The organism is Pseudomonas sp. NPDC089743, assembly GCF_044748785.1.
Taxonomy (GTDB): domain Bacteria; phylum Pseudomonadota; class Gammaproteobacteria; order Pseudomonadales; family Pseudomonadaceae; genus Aquipseudomonas; species Aquipseudomonas putida_X.
This window is the reverse complement of the sequence record NZ_JBIVGS010000008.1, coordinates 102,780-116,871: the sequence shown is the minus strand read 5'-3', so window position 1 is coordinate 116,871 and position 14,092 is coordinate 102,780. Positions and strand designations below refer to the sequence as shown.

Here is a 14,092-nt window from a genome sequence, read left to right as displayed (position 1 = left end):
CTGAGCCAATGAAGGATCACGCCTGCCCCCTGGCCGCGATCAGGCTGCCAGCCGGTGGTTTCTGGCGGAAGTAGCTGTCCAGCCCGTCGAATATCGCCTGCGCCACCTTGCGTTGATGGCGCACATCATGCAGCCGCCGGCAATCTCCAGCATTGGAAATGAAACCGGTCTCGACCAGGATCGAGGGTACCGCCGCTGACTTGAGCACGGCGAAGCCCGCCTGCTCCACCCGCGTTTGATGCAGGCCCGACACCTGCCCAAGCTGGGCGAGCACCTGATGACCGAGATCCAGGCTGGTGGCGATCGTCGAGTTCATCGACATGTCCAGCAGCACGCCCGCGACCATAGGGTCGTGCTCGCGCAGCTTGATCGGTAATCCCCCGCCGACCCTGTCGGCACCGTTTTCGCGCTGCGCCATCCAGCGTGCCATCGACGACGTAGCGCCGCCTTGCGACAAGGCGAACACCGATGCCCCCGACGCCGTGAGCCGCGGTGCAGCATCGGCGTGTACCGAAACGAACAAGTCCGCGTTCAGCCGCTGAGCGAGTTCGGCACGCTTGCGCAGCGGAATGAATACATCGTCACGTCGTACCAAGCGCGCCTTGTAGCCCGGCTGCGCATCGATGCGCTTGGCCAGCAAACTGGCGATCTGTAGCGCGACGCGTTTTTCCTGCTCCCCCTTGGCGCCCAGCGCGCCGGGATCTTTACCGCCATGCCCGGCATCTACCACGATCAACAGGTCGCGCTGGCGCAGCGAGGGCTTGGCAACCGCTGGCACAACGGCCACCGCTGGCTGAGTGAGCAGCAACTCCAGGCCATGGCTCGCTGTGTTGAGCGAGCGCACTTCGCTGCGCACCGCCGAGTCGGCCAAGTCGAGCACGATACGCAAGTCACCCGTGGCGGTAATGCCACTGCGCACGGCCGTGACCGCAGTGCCGTCCAGGGTGAGCTCGTTCAGTGACGCCTCGAGCGTGGCATGAGGAAGATCAAGCACCAATCGCGCAGGCGCTGTGAGGCTGAAGTGCTTCGCGGCTACCGGCCCGGTCAACTCCAGCGACACCTTGGTCACGCTGCCCGCCCGGCTCACCCGGACCCGTTTCACCGCCTGCCCGGCTTGCGCCGCCAGAGGCAGCGGCAATGCCAGGCAGGCAAGCACTAATTTCAGCACTCTGCGTCGATCCATACGTACTCCTGTTGTCCTGCGAACCAGCGGCCCGGGCAATTTAGCTGGCCATTTTATAAATGTTACTTTATAACATCCTACTTCCAGATAAAAATGAAGACTGCCTGCCAAACGCAAGGAGGCCTGCATGCAACTGACCAGCAATCAGCAACGTGTCCTGACGGCGCTTCGGCAAGCCGACAAGCCGCTCAGTGCCTACGCCATCCTGGACAGCCTGCGCAATGAAGGTGTCAGGGCGCCGACGCAGATCTACCGCGCGCTGGGCCACCTGGCCGAGCACGGCTTGATTCACCGGCTGGAGTCTTTGAACGCTTATGTCAGTTGCACCTGCCCAGGCCAGTGCGAAGCAGGTTTCAGAGCGTTCGCCATCTGCGATAGCTGCGGCCACGTCGATGAGTTCAACGTGCCGCACCTGAGCCAGGCCTTGGGGCTCTGGATGAAACAGAACGTGTTTTCGCTGTGCAGCTCGGTCATCGAGTTGCACGGTACATGTGCCCTCTGCACTCGCCGTGATGCAGGCGAGGACTGAGCAGAGCCGCACGCATGCGCACCACCCTTTATCAAGAGGCGTCCCGATGAGCACCCCCATCCCCGATAGCAACGAGGCCGCGCTGCGCCCGCGCGTCGATGCCTGCCTGCTGACCGATGAGGAAATGGCCCAGGGACCGCAAGGCTGGATGAAGCTGCCCAACCCGTTTACCCGCGGGACCTGATTCATACGCCTTGCTGCAACGTGCAAGGCTCCCACCACTGGATATACATGATGAGCTCAGCATTACCCGACGTTTCCGTCACCGACCTCGCCCCTACCCTCAGCCCGCTGCAATGGGTCGGGATGCAAGGTATCGACCTGCCGCTAAGGATCGAAGAACCGGCCTACCAGCGCGAGCTGCACGCCCGGGCGGATGTCCAGGTCGACCTGCCAGCACCGCACGTCAAAGGCATTCACATGTCCAGGCTGTACCGCCTGCTGGACGCCTGGGGGGAGGCTGCAGCGGTGTCGCCGGCAAGCCTGTTTGCGCTGTTGCAGGACATGATCGATAGCCATCACGACTGCGAAAGCCGCAATGCCAGGTTGCGCCTGGATTTCGACCTTCTGGTTCGCCGCCCTGCACTGGTCACCGAGGGCCTCTCTGGCTGGAAGTCGTACCCGGTTCATGTGCTCGCCACGAAGGTCGGTGGGGTGCCGAACCTGAGCATCGAGGTCAGGATCGGCTACTCCTCGACGTGCCCCTGCTCGGCCGCTTTGTCCCGGCAATTGATCGAGGACGGCTTTGTGCGAGCCTTCAAAGACCAGCCACTGCTCGAAGCCAGCGCCGTCGCGCAGTGGCTGCGCAGCAACGCATCGCTGGCCACGCCGCACAGCCAACGCAGCGAAGCCCGGGTGCGCGTCGCGGTGCCTGCCGATGCCCCTGATCTGGGGTTGCTGGCCCTCATCGACCAAGTCGAAGGCGCCCTGCGCACCCCGGTTCAGACCGCCGTGAAGCGGGCTGACGAACAGGCGTTCGCAGCCCTCAACGGGCAGAACCTGATGTTCGTCGAGGACGCTGCGCGGCGTATTCAGGTCAGCCTGCACGGTTACCGCGATAGCCAAGTGCATGTTCGCCACCTGGAAAGCCTGCACCCGCACGATGCCTCGGCTTGGTCCGCCCCGCAGGCCGCTGCACATGACTGAACCGATCTACCTGCACAACACGCTTACCCGGCGTAAGGAAGTGCTGCGCACCGCAAGCCCCGAGCGAGTGACGATGTACGTCTGCGGCCCCACGGTCTACAACTATGCGCACATCGGCAATGCCCGCCCTGCGGTGGTCTTCGACCTGTTGGCCAGGCTGCTGCGCCACGACTACGCCGAGCTGGTGTATGCCCGCAACTTCACCGACGTAGATGACAAGATCAATGCCGCCGCGGCAGCGGCAGGCGTGCCCATCGCCGATATCACTGACCGCTTCATCGATGCCTACCATCAGGACATGACGGCACTCGGGGTGGCGTCACCCGACCTCGAGCCCCGGGTCACCGCGCACATACCGCAGATCATCGAGTTGATCGAGACCCTCATCGCGCGTGGCCATGCCTATGTGGCGCAAGGCCATGTCCTGTTCCATGTGCCCGCCTACCCAGCCTACGGCGAGCTTTCCGGCCGTAACACCAAGGACATGCTGGCGGGCGCCCGCGTGGAGGTCGCGCCTTACAAGCGCGACGCGCTGGACTTCGTGCTGTGGAAGCCGTCCACGGCCGACCAACCCGGCTGGGGCAGCCCCTGGGGCAGAGGCCGGCCGGGCTGGCATGTGGAGTGCTCGGCGATGATCGGGCAACACCTTGGGCATACCATCGACATCCATGGGGGTGGCCAGGACCTGATCTTCCCTCACCATGAGAACGAGATTGCCCAAGGCACCTGTGCCCACGGCACGTTGTATTGCCGCACCTGGGTGCACAACAGCTTCGTCACCGTGGATGGGCAGAAGATGTCCAAATCACTGGGCAACGTGCTACTGGTGCGCGACCTGCTCGGCCAGGCCCCTGGCGAAGCGATTCGGCTGGCGTTGCTGTCCACCCACTACCGTCGCCCGATGGACTGGAACGCCGAGCGCCTGAGCGCGGCCGTGCAGAGCCTCATCCGCTTCTACGCTAGCCTGGCTCGCTGCGACGCCGTGCCCGACGCCAACGATGTGCCAGCCGACGCGCAATTGCTTGCCGCCCTCAGGAACGACCTGGGCGTCGCTGAAGCCCTGGCCCGCCTACATGTGCTGCGCCAGGCGCTCGACAATGCCAGTGACGGTGCATCCCGTGCCCAGGCCAAGGCCCGGCTGCTCAAGTCGGCCGCGCTACTCGGCCTGTTACAGCAGGCACCGCTGGCAGCACTGCGGGCCCTACAGCCACACAGGGACGAGCCGCCACCGCAAGCCGCGTTACTCCGTTTGCTCGAGGCCCGCGAGGCCGCGCGCAACGCCCGCGACTTTGCCACTGCCGACCGGCTGCGCAGCGAGCTGGAAGAGGCTGGCTACACCGCCGAGGATACTGCTCAAGGGCCAAGACTGCGCCGCCTCCAGCAGACCACCCGCGGCCCCGGCAATGCAGGTGACCCATGCTGATTCGCAAACTGTTCAAATTCGAGAACGCCCACATCGTGCGGGGCTGCAGCACCCGGCGCTGTTCCCACTCTATTCATGGGCACTCCTACAAGGTCGAGCTGATCCTGCACGCCGACGCGCTGGACAATGGCCAGATGGTCTACGATTTCGGCCTGCTCAAGGGCGACATCAGGGACTTGATCGACGCCTTTGACCATAGCGTCGCGCTGTGGTCCGGTGATGATCCCGACTACCTGGCGTCGGTCCGCCGGCATTCGGAACGCTGGGTGCTGGTGCCGGTTTCGCCCAGTGCCGAACAATTCTCGCGCCTGTTCTTCTGCCTGGTCGACGCAGCGCTGTCGCAGGCCGAAATGCGCAATGGCGAGGCGGATGTACGCTTGCATTCGGTCATCGTGCATGAAACCGAGACCGGCTACGCCCAGTGCTTCCGCGCAGACGCGCAGAACCCGCGAATGGGCCTGATCGACCTGCACGCCATCGAATTTTCGCCCGCCATCTGCCAAGCCTGGGCAAACCCTGGCGTGTTCGAGCACCTCAAATCCCACTCCGCCATGCTGCAGACCGAGCTGCAAGGGCTGGGTTGACCGACCCGCTGCCACACTATTGAACGCCGAGCCTGAAAAAATGCCAGAAAACGCCCAATCCCCCGCCTTCTCCGTGACCTTGCCCGACGGGTCGCAGCGTCACTTCGACAGCCCCGTCACCGTGCTCGACGTCGCACGATCGATTGGCCCCGGCCTTGCTCGTAGCACCGTTGCCGGCAAGCTCGACGGGCAGTTGGTCGATGCCTGCGAGGTTATCGCCCACGATGTGAGCTTGCAGATCATCACGCCCAAGGATGACGAAGGCCTGGAAATCATCCGACACTCCTGCGCCCACCTGCTTGGGCACGCCTTGAAACAGGTATTCCCCACCGCGCAGATGGTGATCGGGCCAGTGATTCGCGATGGCTTCTACTACGATGTCGCCTATGAAAGGCCGTTCACCCCGGCCGACCTGGAGGCTATCGAGGCCCGCATGCGCGAACTGATCGCCCAGGACTACGACGTGATCAAGCGCGTGCTCAGCCGCGCAGAAGCCATCGACGTGTTCAGCGCCCGCAACGAAACCTACAAGCTTCGCTTGATCGACGATCTCCCGATGGCCACGCACCTCGGCTTGTACTTCCATCAGGAATATGTCGACATGTGCCGCGGTCCGCATGTGCCGAACACCCGCCTGCTGAAAGCATTCAAGCTCACCAAGCTGGCCGGCGCCTACTGGCGCGGTGATGCGCGCAACGAACAACTGCAGCGCATCTATGGCACTGCCTGGGCCGATGCCAGACAGCTCGCGGAGCACCTGCGCGGTCTCGAAGAGGCAGAAAAGCGCGATCATCGCAAATTGGGCCGCGAGCTCGACCTGTTTCATTTCGAAGACGATGCGCCTGGCGCGGTGTTCTGGCATCCACGGGGCTGGGCTGTATTCCAGTCGCTGATCGCCTACATGCGTCGTCGCCGGGACGACGCAGACTACATCGAGGTCAACACGCCGGATGTGATGGACCGCAGCCTGTGGGAAATTTCCGGCCACTGGCACAACTACCGCGACAACATGTTCACCACCGAAACCGAAGATGGCCGTGCACTGGCGCTCAAGCCCATGAACTGCCCCGGCGGCTCGCTGCTTTACAAGCACGGCCTGAAAAGCTATCGGGATCTGCCAATTCGCATGGGTGAATTCGGCAAGGTGCACCGCTACGAACCCTCGGGTGCGCTGCACGGGCTGCTACGGGTGCGCCACTTCACCCAGGACGATGCGCACATCTTCTGCACGCCACAGCAGATGGATCAGGAATGCCAGTCGGTGGTGGCCATGGTGCTCGACATCTATCGCCAGTTTGGCTTCGAGGATGTGCGTATCAAGCTTTCCACACGCCCGAACAACCGTATGGGCGACGATGCCACATGGGACCTGCTGGAAGGCTCGCTGATCACCGCGCTCAACGCTATGCACCTGGCCTATCAGGTGAACCCCGGCGAAGGCGCGTTCTATGGGCCGAAGCTTGAGTTCGTGCTGCGCGACGCCATTGGCCGGGACTGGCAATGCGGCACCCTGCAGGTGGATATGAACCTGCCAGCACGTTTCGGCCTGGAGTATGTCGACGAGGACGGCCAGCGCCAGCGACCGGTGATGCTGCATAGTGCACTGTTCGGCTCGCTGGAGCGCTTCACTGGCATCCTGCTCGAACACCATGCCGGTAAGCTGCCAGCCTGGCTGTCGCCGGTACAGGTGGCGGTGTCCTCGATCACTCAGCAGTACGCAGGTTATGCCCAGGATGTGGCGAAGCTGTTGCGCGGCGCCGGCTTGCGTGTCGAGGCCGATACGCGCAATGAAAAGATCGGCTACAAGGTGCGCGAGCAGACCTTGCAACGTGTTCCGTTCCTGTTGATTGCCGGTGCCAAGGAACAGGCAGAAGGCACCATCGCCATTCGCAATCGCGACGGACAAGACATGGGCAGCTTCGAACTGCGCTCGGCCATCGACCTGCTGTTGCAGCAGTGCCAAGCGCCGGATGCGGCTGAGCGGCGACTGGAGATGGAGCGCCTGTGGGCGGGCGTCTCGCCTGCCAATCGCTCAGCGACTGCCTGACCCCGCCTTGAACCCACGCCTCTGGAGGGCAGCATTGCATGCGACCCTCCAGAGTGCGCTGACACGGTTCGCCTTCTAGCCCAGCCTGCTACTTACGGCTTACCGCCAAACCCGGAAAAGCGTTTCTTGAAGTTGGCGATGCGCCCTTCAGTCGTGGCTTGACGTTGCTGGCCGGTGTACACCGGATGCGAGGCGCTGGAAACGTCCAGTTGCACGTAGGGATATGTCTTGCCGTCGGTGTGCTGGTAGGTGCGGTCGGATTCGGCCGTAGAGCCGATGAGGAAGAAGATGTTCGCTGAGGTGTCGTGGAACAGCACGGGACGATAGTTGGGATGGATGCCAGGTTTCATGAATAACTCCTTAACGTTACTGGATAACATTACACTACCAATACGAATCACTTGCAACTGGGAATGATCATTAAGCTCTGGCGTTACGTTATTACATCTTCTAAAATGCGCGCCCCCAGATGAACGTTTCCTCATCAAGATTCATTTGTCAGGCCTGGCGCTAGGCCTGCGCCGTGACACCTGACGTGTGTCCCTTGTAATCCCTTACCAACTCGCGGGCAGTGCCCAAGCCAGGACAACTAAAAAATGCAGCGTTATGGCGTGAAAAACGGAGACTTTTCGTGAACCCTCGTACACCCCTTCTGGCCGGCCTGACGCTGGGTTTGTTCGGCCAGCCGATTCTAGCGGCAGAACCTTTGGTGCTGGACGAAACCGCCATCACCGACGTTTACCTCCAAGAGCGCGCCGACGGGCCGGTGCAAGGTTATCGTGCCACCCGCTCAGCCACGGCCACCCGCACCGATACCGACATCCGCGACACACCGCAGAGTATCGATGTGGTGCCCGCGCAGGTCATCAAGGACCTCAACACCACCCGCATCGACCGCGCCCTGGACTTTGCTGGCGGCGTGTCGCGGCAGAACAATTTCGGCGGCCTGACGTTCCTCAACTACAGTGTGCGCGGCTTCACCACTGGCGAGCTGTACAAGAACGGTTTCGCCATCAACCGCGGCAGCTACAGCGCGCCGGACACGTCCAACATCGAGCGCATCGAAGTGCTCAAAGGCCCGGCTGCCAGCCTCTACGGCCGTGGCGACCCTGGAGGCCTGGTCAACATCGTCACCAAGCGTCCCCAGGCCGAAGCGTTCAGCAACCTCACCCTCAGTGCCGGCAGCTGGGATCGCTACCGCACCGCCCTGGACGCCAACTCGCCGCTGGACAGCGAAGGGAACCTGTTGGGCCGGATCAACCTCGCCATCGAGGACAACGACAGCTTCCGCGATCATGTCGGCAGCGAGCGCCGTATCGTCAGCCCCTCCCTGAGCTGGCAGCTGTCGCCCGACACCCGGCTGATGATCGACACCGAGTTTTCCCGTACCGAGTCGGTGTTCGACCGTGGCATTCCGGCGGTCAACGGCGAAATGGGTTCGGTCAAGCGCTCGACCTTCCTCGGCGAGCCGAATGACGGCAAGATCCGCAACGACAACCAGACCCTCGACGTCGCACTGGAACACGTGCTCAACGACAACTGGAAGCTGCGCCTGGCCAACCACTACACCCAAGGCACGCTCAAGGGCAACAGCTCCGAGCCCCAGGCCCTGGTGGGCACCACCATCACGCGCTTCTATCGCGAACGCGACTTCGAATGGAACGACAACATCACCCAGGCCGAGCTGCACGGGCAGTTCGAGTTGGGTGGCTGGCAGCATCAGACCCTGGTCGGGCTGGAGTACGAAAACTACCGCAACAGCCAGAAGTATCCGCAAAGCGCCACCTCAGCAGGTTATGGCCTGGATATCTACAACCCGGTATACGGCAAGCCGAAGCCGGCCATCACCCGTGCCAACGACTTCTTCGAGCACACTGAAAGCTACGCGATCAACCTGCAAGACCAGATCGCCTTCACCGACCGCTTGCGCGGACTGCTGGGTGTACGCCTGGAACGCTTCGAGCAGACATCGCAGAACCGCACCACCGGTGCCAGCGACAGCCAGGAAAAGGACGTCGCGACTCCGCGCATCGGGGTCTTGTATCAACTGACCCCGCAAGTCGGCGTGTTCGCCAACGCATCCACGTCGTTCAAACCCAATACCATCGGCACCCAGGGTCAGGTCTACAAGCCTGAAAAGGGCTTGGGTTACGAGACCGGGGTCAAGCTCGACCTGCTCGACAGCCGCCTGGGCGCGACCATCGCCCTGTTCCATATCGACAAGGAGAACGTCATCACCACCGACGCCCTTGGCGAGAGCGTGGCGGCTGGCGAGGCCCGCAGCCAAGGCCTGGACCTGCAGTTCAGCGGTCAGCTGACCGACGCCTTGCGCGTGATAGGTGCCTACGCCTATATCGACGCGGAGGTCACCAAGGGCGACGCGGCCCTGCCAAAAGGCAGCGACCTGCTGGGCATCGCTCGCAACAGCGGCAGCGTGATGGGTGTGTACGAATTCCAGGAAGGTGCCTTGCGCGGTTCGGACGTTGGGGCGGCGGTGAATTACGTCGGCGAACGTTCCGGTCAGGCCGGCAGCGACTTCACCCTGGACGCCTATACCACCGTCGACCTGTTGGCGCATTACAAGGCCAGCGAACAGGTCACCGTCGGCCTCAACCTCAACAACCTGTTCGACCGCAAGTACTACGAACGGTCGTACAACAGTTCTTGGGTGCTGCCCGGTGAGCCGCGCAACTTCAGTGTCAGCCTGACCCTAAGCCTTTGAACCGAGGAATCATCATGCATCCATCGTTGAAAGTCGTCGCCCTGTTGACCCTGATGGTCAGCGTCAACGCAGGCGCCCACGGCCTGTGGACCGAGGAGCGACGCGGCAATATCGAGGTCGTGTACGGCCACGGTGCCGAGGATAACGCCTACAAGGCGCAGAAGATCAAACGCGCCTGGGCGTTCGACGCGACCGGGGACATGGTCCCGGTCACCGTCGAGCGCCTGGCGGACCATGCTGTTCTGCAGCCGCTCACGCCGCCTGCGGCACTGGCCGTGCTGCTGGACAACGGGCCTTGGTCGCAGCGCCCGGACAAGCAGTGGGTCAATCAGGATCGCACCCACATCAAGGATGCGATCGCCTCCACCCACAGCTTCAAGTACAGCCTGGCGATCTACCAGAGCGGTGCTCGGCTGCCGAAACTGGACATGCTGCGTTTGGCGATCGTTCCCCTGAGCGATCCTCTGCAGGTCGGCCCGGGCAAGATGCTGGAAGTGCAGGTGCTGCTCGATGGCAAACCGGCTGCGGATATCCCGCTGCTGGGCGATTACCGGGGCGCCCCTCACCAGGTCAGCGCCACCACCGACCAGCAAGGCCGCGCACGTGTCACCGTTCGCAATGAAGGGCTCAACATCATCGCGGCTCAGGCTACCCTGCCGATGGCCGAAGGCAGCCCCGTTGCCCAGCAGAGCTTCTTCAGTTCGCTGACGTTCCTGGGTGAACCGCACCACGAGTGACGAAAGTAGCGTACCTCGGCCATCTCGGCCGAGGTACGGCAGGGATGTCAGCCCAAAGGACCGACGGTCTTCAGCGGGTTGGAAGAAGCGGCGCCCGCCAACTACGCTGAATGTCTCAGCACTCGTTAAAGGCGTTCGAAATGGGTACCTGCAACCAGCATCCCCACCATGACCATCAGCACAAACCCGGCTGCGGCCACACTGCAATCGAGCACGATGGGCATATCGATTACCTGCACGACGGGCACTTGCATCACGTGCATGGCGACCATGTCGATGAACACACACTGGAAGCCAACGGCCAGAATCCCGACCGTTGCACCCCCGGCCACCAATGTGGCGGCCATGCTGCCGACCATACCCACGGCCCGGGCTGCGGGCATGAGGCGATCCCCCATGGTGATCATGTCGATTACCTGGTCGATGGCCACCTGCACCACCCGCACGGCGATCACTGCGACGACCACGGCCCGGTGACCGTGGTCAAATGACCGTTGCCCGCCTCCAGCCGGCAAGGGCTGGAGGCGCTGGCCTCACTGGCCTGCCAGCGCCTGGGTGAGGGTTTGCACATTCTGCCGATACATGCCCAGGTAGGTACTGGCAGGGCCTTGGGCGGCAAGTGCATCGGAATACAGCGTCCCACCTATCTTCGCTCCGGTATCGTCGGCAATCTGCTGCATCAGCCGGGAATCCTTGATGTTCTCGATAAACACGGCCTTGATCTTGTCGCGCTTGATCATCGAAATGATGCTGGCGACATCCTTGGCAGTAGGCTCCTGGTCGGTGGAAAGGCCTTGGGGAGCCAGGAACTCGATGCCGTAAGCCTGGCCCAGGTAACCGAAGGCATCATGCGAGGTAACGATGCGCCGGTTGTTTGTTGGTAAGGCCGCGAAGCTTTTCTTCACCTCGGCCAGCAAGGCGTCGATCTGCTGCTGGTAGGCAGCCAGGTGGCTGCGATAGGCCTGCGCATTGCCGGGGTCAACCGCTTCCAGCGCCTTGGCAATATTGGCCGCGTAGATCTTGGCGTTGGCCAGGCTGTTCCAGGCATGGGGGTCGGGGATGGTCTGGCCCTCCTCGTCCAAGGTACGCGGAAGGATCCCCTGGCTAGCCCGGACGACCTGAGCCTGGGTGCCGGTGGTCTTGATCAGGCGGTCCAGCCAGGGCTCGAAATTCAGGCCGTTCTCCACCACCAGGCGCGCCTGCAACACGTGCCTGGCATCATCCGGCGTGGTTTCGTAGACATGCGCATCGCTGTCGGGCCCGACGATATTGATGACCTGTACCTGATCGCCACCGAGCTGTCGGGTGATATCGGCCAGAATACTGAAGCTGGTCACTACCTTGATGCGTTCGGCGGCAGACAGTAACGGTGACAGCAACAACATGAGCACAACGATCAACGGGCGCATAGCGGCTCCTCAGTGAGTGACAGGGGTGTAGTGACGACGCAGCAGCCCGCGGACCGGCCCCACCATCACCGACAGCAGGTAGGCACAGCCGGCCACGACGACGATCGCCGGGCCACAGGGCAGTGAGGCGTAGTAGGACAAGAGCAACCCCAGCCAGACCGAGCCCATGCCGATCAGCGCCGAAATGGCTATCAGCCAGGGCAGGCGCTGGCTCCAGAAACGTGCGGCGATGGCTGGCAGCATCATCAGGCCAACCACCATCAAGGCGCCGATGGCCTGGAAGCCAACCACCAGGTTGATGACCACCAGGCCCAGGAACACGCCATGGGCGATTGGCCCAAAGCGGCTGACGCTACGCAGGAACAAGGGGTCCAGGCTGTCGAGCAGCAAAGGCCGGTAAATCAGGGCAAAAGCCAAGAGACTGCCTACGGCTACCCACACCATGGTTTGCAAGGTCGCCTGATCGACCGCCAGGGCCGAGCCGAACAGCAACCCCAGCAGGTCCAGGCGCTTGCCCGCCAGCCCGAGCAGCAGAACGCCCGAAGCCAGTGAAATCGGGTAAACCGCCGCCAGGCTAGCGTCCTCACGCAAACCGGTGTGCCGGCTCACCAGGGCTGAAAAGCCTGCCACCATCAAGCCCGCCACCAGGCCGCCCAGTGTCATGGCAACCACGGACAGCCCTGCCAGCCAAAAGCCCAAAGCAGCGCCCGGTAAAATGCCATGGGAAATGGCGTCACCGATCAGGCTCATGCGCCGTACCACCAGGAATACCCCCAACGGCGCGACACTCAGCGCCAGGGTGAGCCCGCCGAACAGCGCACGGCGCATGAAGGCGAACTCGACGAACGGTGCCCATGCCATATCCAACATCACTGCACCTGCCCCAGTGCGGCACGCCCGATCACAGATTGACTGGGTCCGTATTGGCACCCCTCGCTGTCGATCAGCAGGCAATAGTCGGCCATCGCTTGCACGCGCGGCAGGTCATGACTGACCACCACCACTGTCTGGCCAGCTTTGTGCCAAGCGTCGATATGACGCCAGAGCAACGCCTGCCCCGGCTTGTCCAGCGCCGAGTCCGGCTCGTCGAGCAGCAGCAGGTTGGCGTCGGTCAGGCTCAAGCGTGCCAGCAGCGCACGCTGCAGTTCGCCGCCGGAAAGCGCTTCGAGCGGGTGTGCTGCGAGCTTTTCGATTTCCCAGGCTTGCAATGCCTGGCGCAACCGCTCGCTGCGCTCCCGACGGTGCAGGCGTTGCCCCCAGAAGCCGCCACTGACCAACTCGCCCAGGCTGATGGGGAACTGCCGGTCAATGGCAGAGCGCTGGACCAGATAGCCAATTTTCGTGCCTTCGGCACTGATGCGAAGGCGCCCGGACAGAGGCTTCTGCAAGCCGGCAAGCACCTTCAAGAGGCTGCTTTTGCCAGCACCATTGGCCCCCACCACTGCAGTAAAACTACCCGCTGGCAGCGTGATGTTCAGATGCGGGGTCAACGGGCGTTTGGCAGCGCCCCACAAGAGGTCTTGGCACAGAATCACGGGTGAGTTCCAAAACGAAAGGAATGACGCGGCCGGAAAACCCTGGCCTCACCCGCATAATGATATGTTATAACACGTCGAAAGCAACGCCTTTCTTTCTAGTCACAGCCTTTCAAACGATTGCAACTGAGTCGGCCCTGGCCGCCGCTACAGGTAGAAAAGCGTGTGATTACCGCATACCAACAAAGCACTTTTTACTCGACATCCGTTGGGCTCGGGCAGCGAACTGCATCATTCGGTTGAATGCTCACACCTTAAAAAACACCCTGTTCAGATGTTTCAGAAGATGTAGAATCGCGCCGCCACATCTAACCTGACAACTCAGTGCCCTCCAGAGTACTGCCATGAAACTGGCCCGCCACACACGATCGCATGTCGCCTGGGTGCTGTATTTCAGCATTCTGTTCGGCTCGTTGCTGTGCGCCATGGGCCATGGGCAGATGGCCGGGTTGCGCCTTGCCGGGTTGGATGACGCCGCCTGGTGCTCCGCCGACGCCAGCGGCGCTTTCAAAGCTGAGCAAGATACTGCCGACCCCATGCTGCCTGCCGGCGGTGACTGCGTGATCGCCAGCCTGTTCAGCGCCACGCTGCTGGCCGTATTTTTCGGCCTGCTGACCCTGCTCGCCGAACAGCCGGCCAGCCCCTTACCCAGCCAACCCACGCCACGCCTGCCCAAGCTGCGCTGGCCACGGGTGAACCCCCGCGCCTCTCCTGCTTCGCTTCCCGCGTTCTGACATCGCCCCCGAGCCACCCGACCGGCATCGGCGGTGCGTTCAT

At 62.6% G+C, this 14,092-nt stretch carries 15 protein-coding genes; 10 read left to right on the top strand and 5 right to left on the bottom strand.

Features of this window, described 5'->3' with window-relative positions:
• Nucleotides 1-16: 16 nt before the first annotated feature.
• Entirely contained in the window at nucleotides 17-1,183 is a 1,167-nt protein-coding gene (locus ACIPZC_RS16085) for an N-acetylmuramoyl-L-alanine amidase (protein WP_400628051.1), read from the bottom strand.
• Nucleotides 1,184-1,310: 127 nt separating this feature from the next.
• Here ACIPZC_RS16085 and ACIPZC_RS16080 point away from each other — a divergent pair, with 127 nt between their 5' ends.
• From ACIPZC_RS16080 to thrS, 6 genes are read left to right on the top strand one after another with little or no spacing between them, the layout of a single operon-like run.
• Nucleotides 1,311-1,712: a Fur family transcriptional regulator gene (locus ACIPZC_RS16080; protein WP_400628050.1), complete on the top strand. Its 402-nt coding sequence runs from the start codon at nucleotides 1,311-1,313 to the stop codon at nucleotides 1,710-1,712.
• A 46-nt stretch (nucleotides 1,713-1,758) separates the two neighbouring features.
• Nucleotides 1,759-1,896 carry a hypothetical protein gene (locus ACIPZC_RS16075; RefSeq protein ID WP_400628048.1) on the top strand — a complete coding sequence of 46 codons (138 nt, stop codon included), beginning with the start codon at nucleotides 1,759-1,761 and terminating at the stop codon, nucleotides 1,894-1,896.
• Between the two features lie 50 nt (nucleotides 1,897-1,946).
• Nucleotides 1,947-2,858 carry a GTP cyclohydrolase FolE2 gene (gene folE2 / locus ACIPZC_RS16070; RefSeq protein ID WP_400628046.1) on the top strand — a complete coding sequence of 304 codons (912 nt, stop codon included), beginning with the start codon at nucleotides 1,947-1,949 and terminating at the stop codon, nucleotides 2,856-2,858.
• Nucleotides 2,851-4,281: a cysteine--tRNA ligase gene (cysS, locus tag ACIPZC_RS16065; protein WP_400628044.1), complete on the top strand. Its 1,431-nt coding sequence runs from the start codon at nucleotides 2,851-2,853 to the stop codon at nucleotides 4,279-4,281. The genes folE2 and cysS overlap by 8 nt, the downstream gene beginning before the upstream one ends.
• On the top strand, nucleotides 4,275-4,865 hold the full coding sequence (locus ACIPZC_RS16060) for a 6-pyruvoyl trahydropterin synthase family protein (protein ID WP_400628042.1): 591 nt from the start codon (nucleotides 4,275-4,277) through the stop codon (nucleotides 4,863-4,865). The genes cysS and ACIPZC_RS16060 overlap by 7 nt, the downstream gene beginning before the upstream one ends.
• Nucleotides 4,866-4,905: 40 nt before the next feature.
• A complete protein-coding gene (gene thrS, locus ACIPZC_RS16055) occupies nucleotides 4,906-6,912 on the top strand; it encodes a threonine--tRNA ligase (protein WP_400628040.1) in 2,007 nt (668 codons plus the stop codon).
• A 92-nt stretch (nucleotides 6,913-7,004) separates the two neighbouring features.
• On the opposite strand, the gene ACIPZC_RS16050 is transcribed toward thrS, so the two are convergent.
• Nucleotides 7,005-7,262 carry a type B 50S ribosomal protein L31 gene (locus ACIPZC_RS16050; protein ID WP_241806943.1) on the bottom strand — a complete coding sequence of 86 codons (258 nt, stop codon included), beginning with the start codon at nucleotides 7,260-7,262 and terminating at the stop codon, nucleotides 7,005-7,007.
• A 281-nt stretch (nucleotides 7,263-7,543) separates the two neighbouring features.
• Here ACIPZC_RS16050 and ACIPZC_RS16045 point away from each other — a divergent pair, with 281 nt between their 5' ends.
• The 3 genes from ACIPZC_RS16045 to ACIPZC_RS16035 all read left to right on the top strand — a co-directional run bounded on the left by ACIPZC_RS16045 (nucleotide 7,544) and on the right by ACIPZC_RS16035 (nucleotide 10,862).
• Entirely contained in the window at nucleotides 7,544-9,634 is a 2,091-nt protein-coding gene (locus tag ACIPZC_RS16045) for a TonB-dependent siderophore receptor (protein ID WP_400628038.1), read from the top strand.
• A 14-nt stretch (nucleotides 9,635-9,648) separates the two neighbouring features.
• Nucleotides 9,649-10,371 carry a DUF4198 domain-containing protein gene (locus tag ACIPZC_RS16040; protein WP_400628036.1) on the top strand — a complete coding sequence of 241 codons (723 nt, stop codon included), beginning with the start codon at nucleotides 9,649-9,651 and terminating at the stop codon, nucleotides 10,369-10,371.
• A gap of 140 nt (nucleotides 10,372-10,511) precedes the next feature.
• Nucleotides 10,512-10,862, top strand: coding sequence for a hypothetical protein (locus tag ACIPZC_RS16035; RefSeq protein ID WP_349975473.1), 351 nt, complete (start codon nucleotides 10,512-10,514; stop codon nucleotides 10,860-10,862).
• A 42-nt stretch (nucleotides 10,863-10,904) separates the two neighbouring features.
• On the opposite strand, the gene ACIPZC_RS16030 is transcribed toward ACIPZC_RS16035, so the two are convergent.
• The 3 genes from ACIPZC_RS16030 to ACIPZC_RS16020 are packed head-to-tail and all read right to left on the bottom strand — an operon-like array spanning nucleotide 10,905 to nucleotide 13,315.
• Nucleotides 10,905-11,780, bottom strand: a complete 876-nt coding sequence (locus tag ACIPZC_RS16030; protein ID WP_400628034.1) for a metal ABC transporter substrate-binding protein — start codon at nucleotides 11,778-11,780, stop codon at nucleotides 10,905-10,907.
• A 9-nt stretch (nucleotides 11,781-11,789) separates the two neighbouring features.
• Nucleotides 11,790-12,650: a metal ABC transporter permease gene (locus ACIPZC_RS16025; RefSeq protein ID WP_241806939.1), complete on the bottom strand. Its 861-nt coding sequence runs from the start codon at nucleotides 12,648-12,650 to the stop codon at nucleotides 11,790-11,792.
• On the bottom strand, nucleotides 12,650-13,315 hold the full coding sequence (locus ACIPZC_RS16020; protein WP_400628032.1) for a metal ABC transporter ATP-binding protein: 666 nt from the start codon (nucleotides 13,313-13,315) through the stop codon (nucleotides 12,650-12,652). Before ACIPZC_RS16020 ends, ACIPZC_RS16025 begins: the two co-directional genes overlap by 1 nt.
• Nucleotides 13,316-13,659: 344 nt before the next feature.
• On the opposite strand from ACIPZC_RS16020, the gene ACIPZC_RS16015 reads away from it, so the two are divergent.
• Nucleotides 13,660-14,049: a DUF2946 family protein gene (locus tag ACIPZC_RS16015; RefSeq protein ID WP_400628030.1), complete on the top strand. Its 390-nt coding sequence runs from the start codon at nucleotides 13,660-13,662 to the stop codon at nucleotides 14,047-14,049.
• The last annotated feature ends 43 nt before the right edge of the window (nucleotides 14,050-14,092 follow it).

Excerpts from the sequence above, each read along its gene's own strand:
- ACIPZC_RS16025 (WP_241806939.1), bottom strand. The coding sequence starts at position 12,650 with ATGTTGGATATGGCATGGGCACCGTTCGTCGAGTTCGCCTTCATGCGC.
- ACIPZC_RS16035 (WP_349975473.1), top strand. The coding sequence starts at position 10,512 with ATGGGTACCTGCAACCAGCATCCCCACCATGACCATCAGCACAAACCC.
- ACIPZC_RS16060 (WP_400628042.1), top strand. The coding sequence starts at position 4,275 with ATGCTGATTCGCAAACTGTTCAAATTCGAGAACGCCCACATCGTGCGG.
- ACIPZC_RS16050 (WP_241806943.1), bottom strand. The coding sequence starts at position 7,262 with ATGAAACCTGGCATCCATCCCAACTATCGTCCCGTGCTGTTCCACGAC.
- ACIPZC_RS16015 (WP_400628030.1), top strand. The coding sequence starts at position 13,660 with ATGAAACTGGCCCGCCACACACGATCGCATGTCGCCTGGGTGCTGTAT.
- ACIPZC_RS16040 (WP_400628036.1), top strand. The coding sequence starts at position 9,649 with ATGCATCCATCGTTGAAAGTCGTCGCCCTGTTGACCCTGATGGTCAGC.
- cysS (WP_400628044.1), top strand. The coding sequence starts at position 2,851 with ATGACTGAACCGATCTACCTGCACAACACGCTTACCCGGCGTAAGGAA.
- folE2 (WP_400628046.1), top strand. The coding sequence starts at position 1,947 with ATGAGCTCAGCATTACCCGACGTTTCCGTCACCGACCTCGCCCCTACC.
- ACIPZC_RS16080 (WP_400628050.1), top strand. The coding sequence starts at position 1,311 with ATGCAACTGACCAGCAATCAGCAACGTGTCCTGACGGCGCTTCGGCAA.
- thrS (WP_400628040.1), top strand. The coding sequence starts at position 4,906 with ATGCCAGAAAACGCCCAATCCCCCGCCTTCTCCGTGACCTTGCCCGAC.
- ACIPZC_RS16075 (WP_400628048.1), top strand. The coding sequence starts at position 1,759 with ATGAGCACCCCCATCCCCGATAGCAACGAGGCCGCGCTGCGCCCGCGC.
- ACIPZC_RS16030 (WP_400628034.1), bottom strand. The coding sequence starts at position 11,780 with ATGCGCCCGTTGATCGTTGTGCTCATGTTGTTGCTGTCACCGTTACTG.
- ACIPZC_RS16085 (WP_400628051.1), bottom strand. The coding sequence starts at position 1,183 with ATGGATCGACGCAGAGTGCTGAAATTAGTGCTTGCCTGCCTGGCATTG.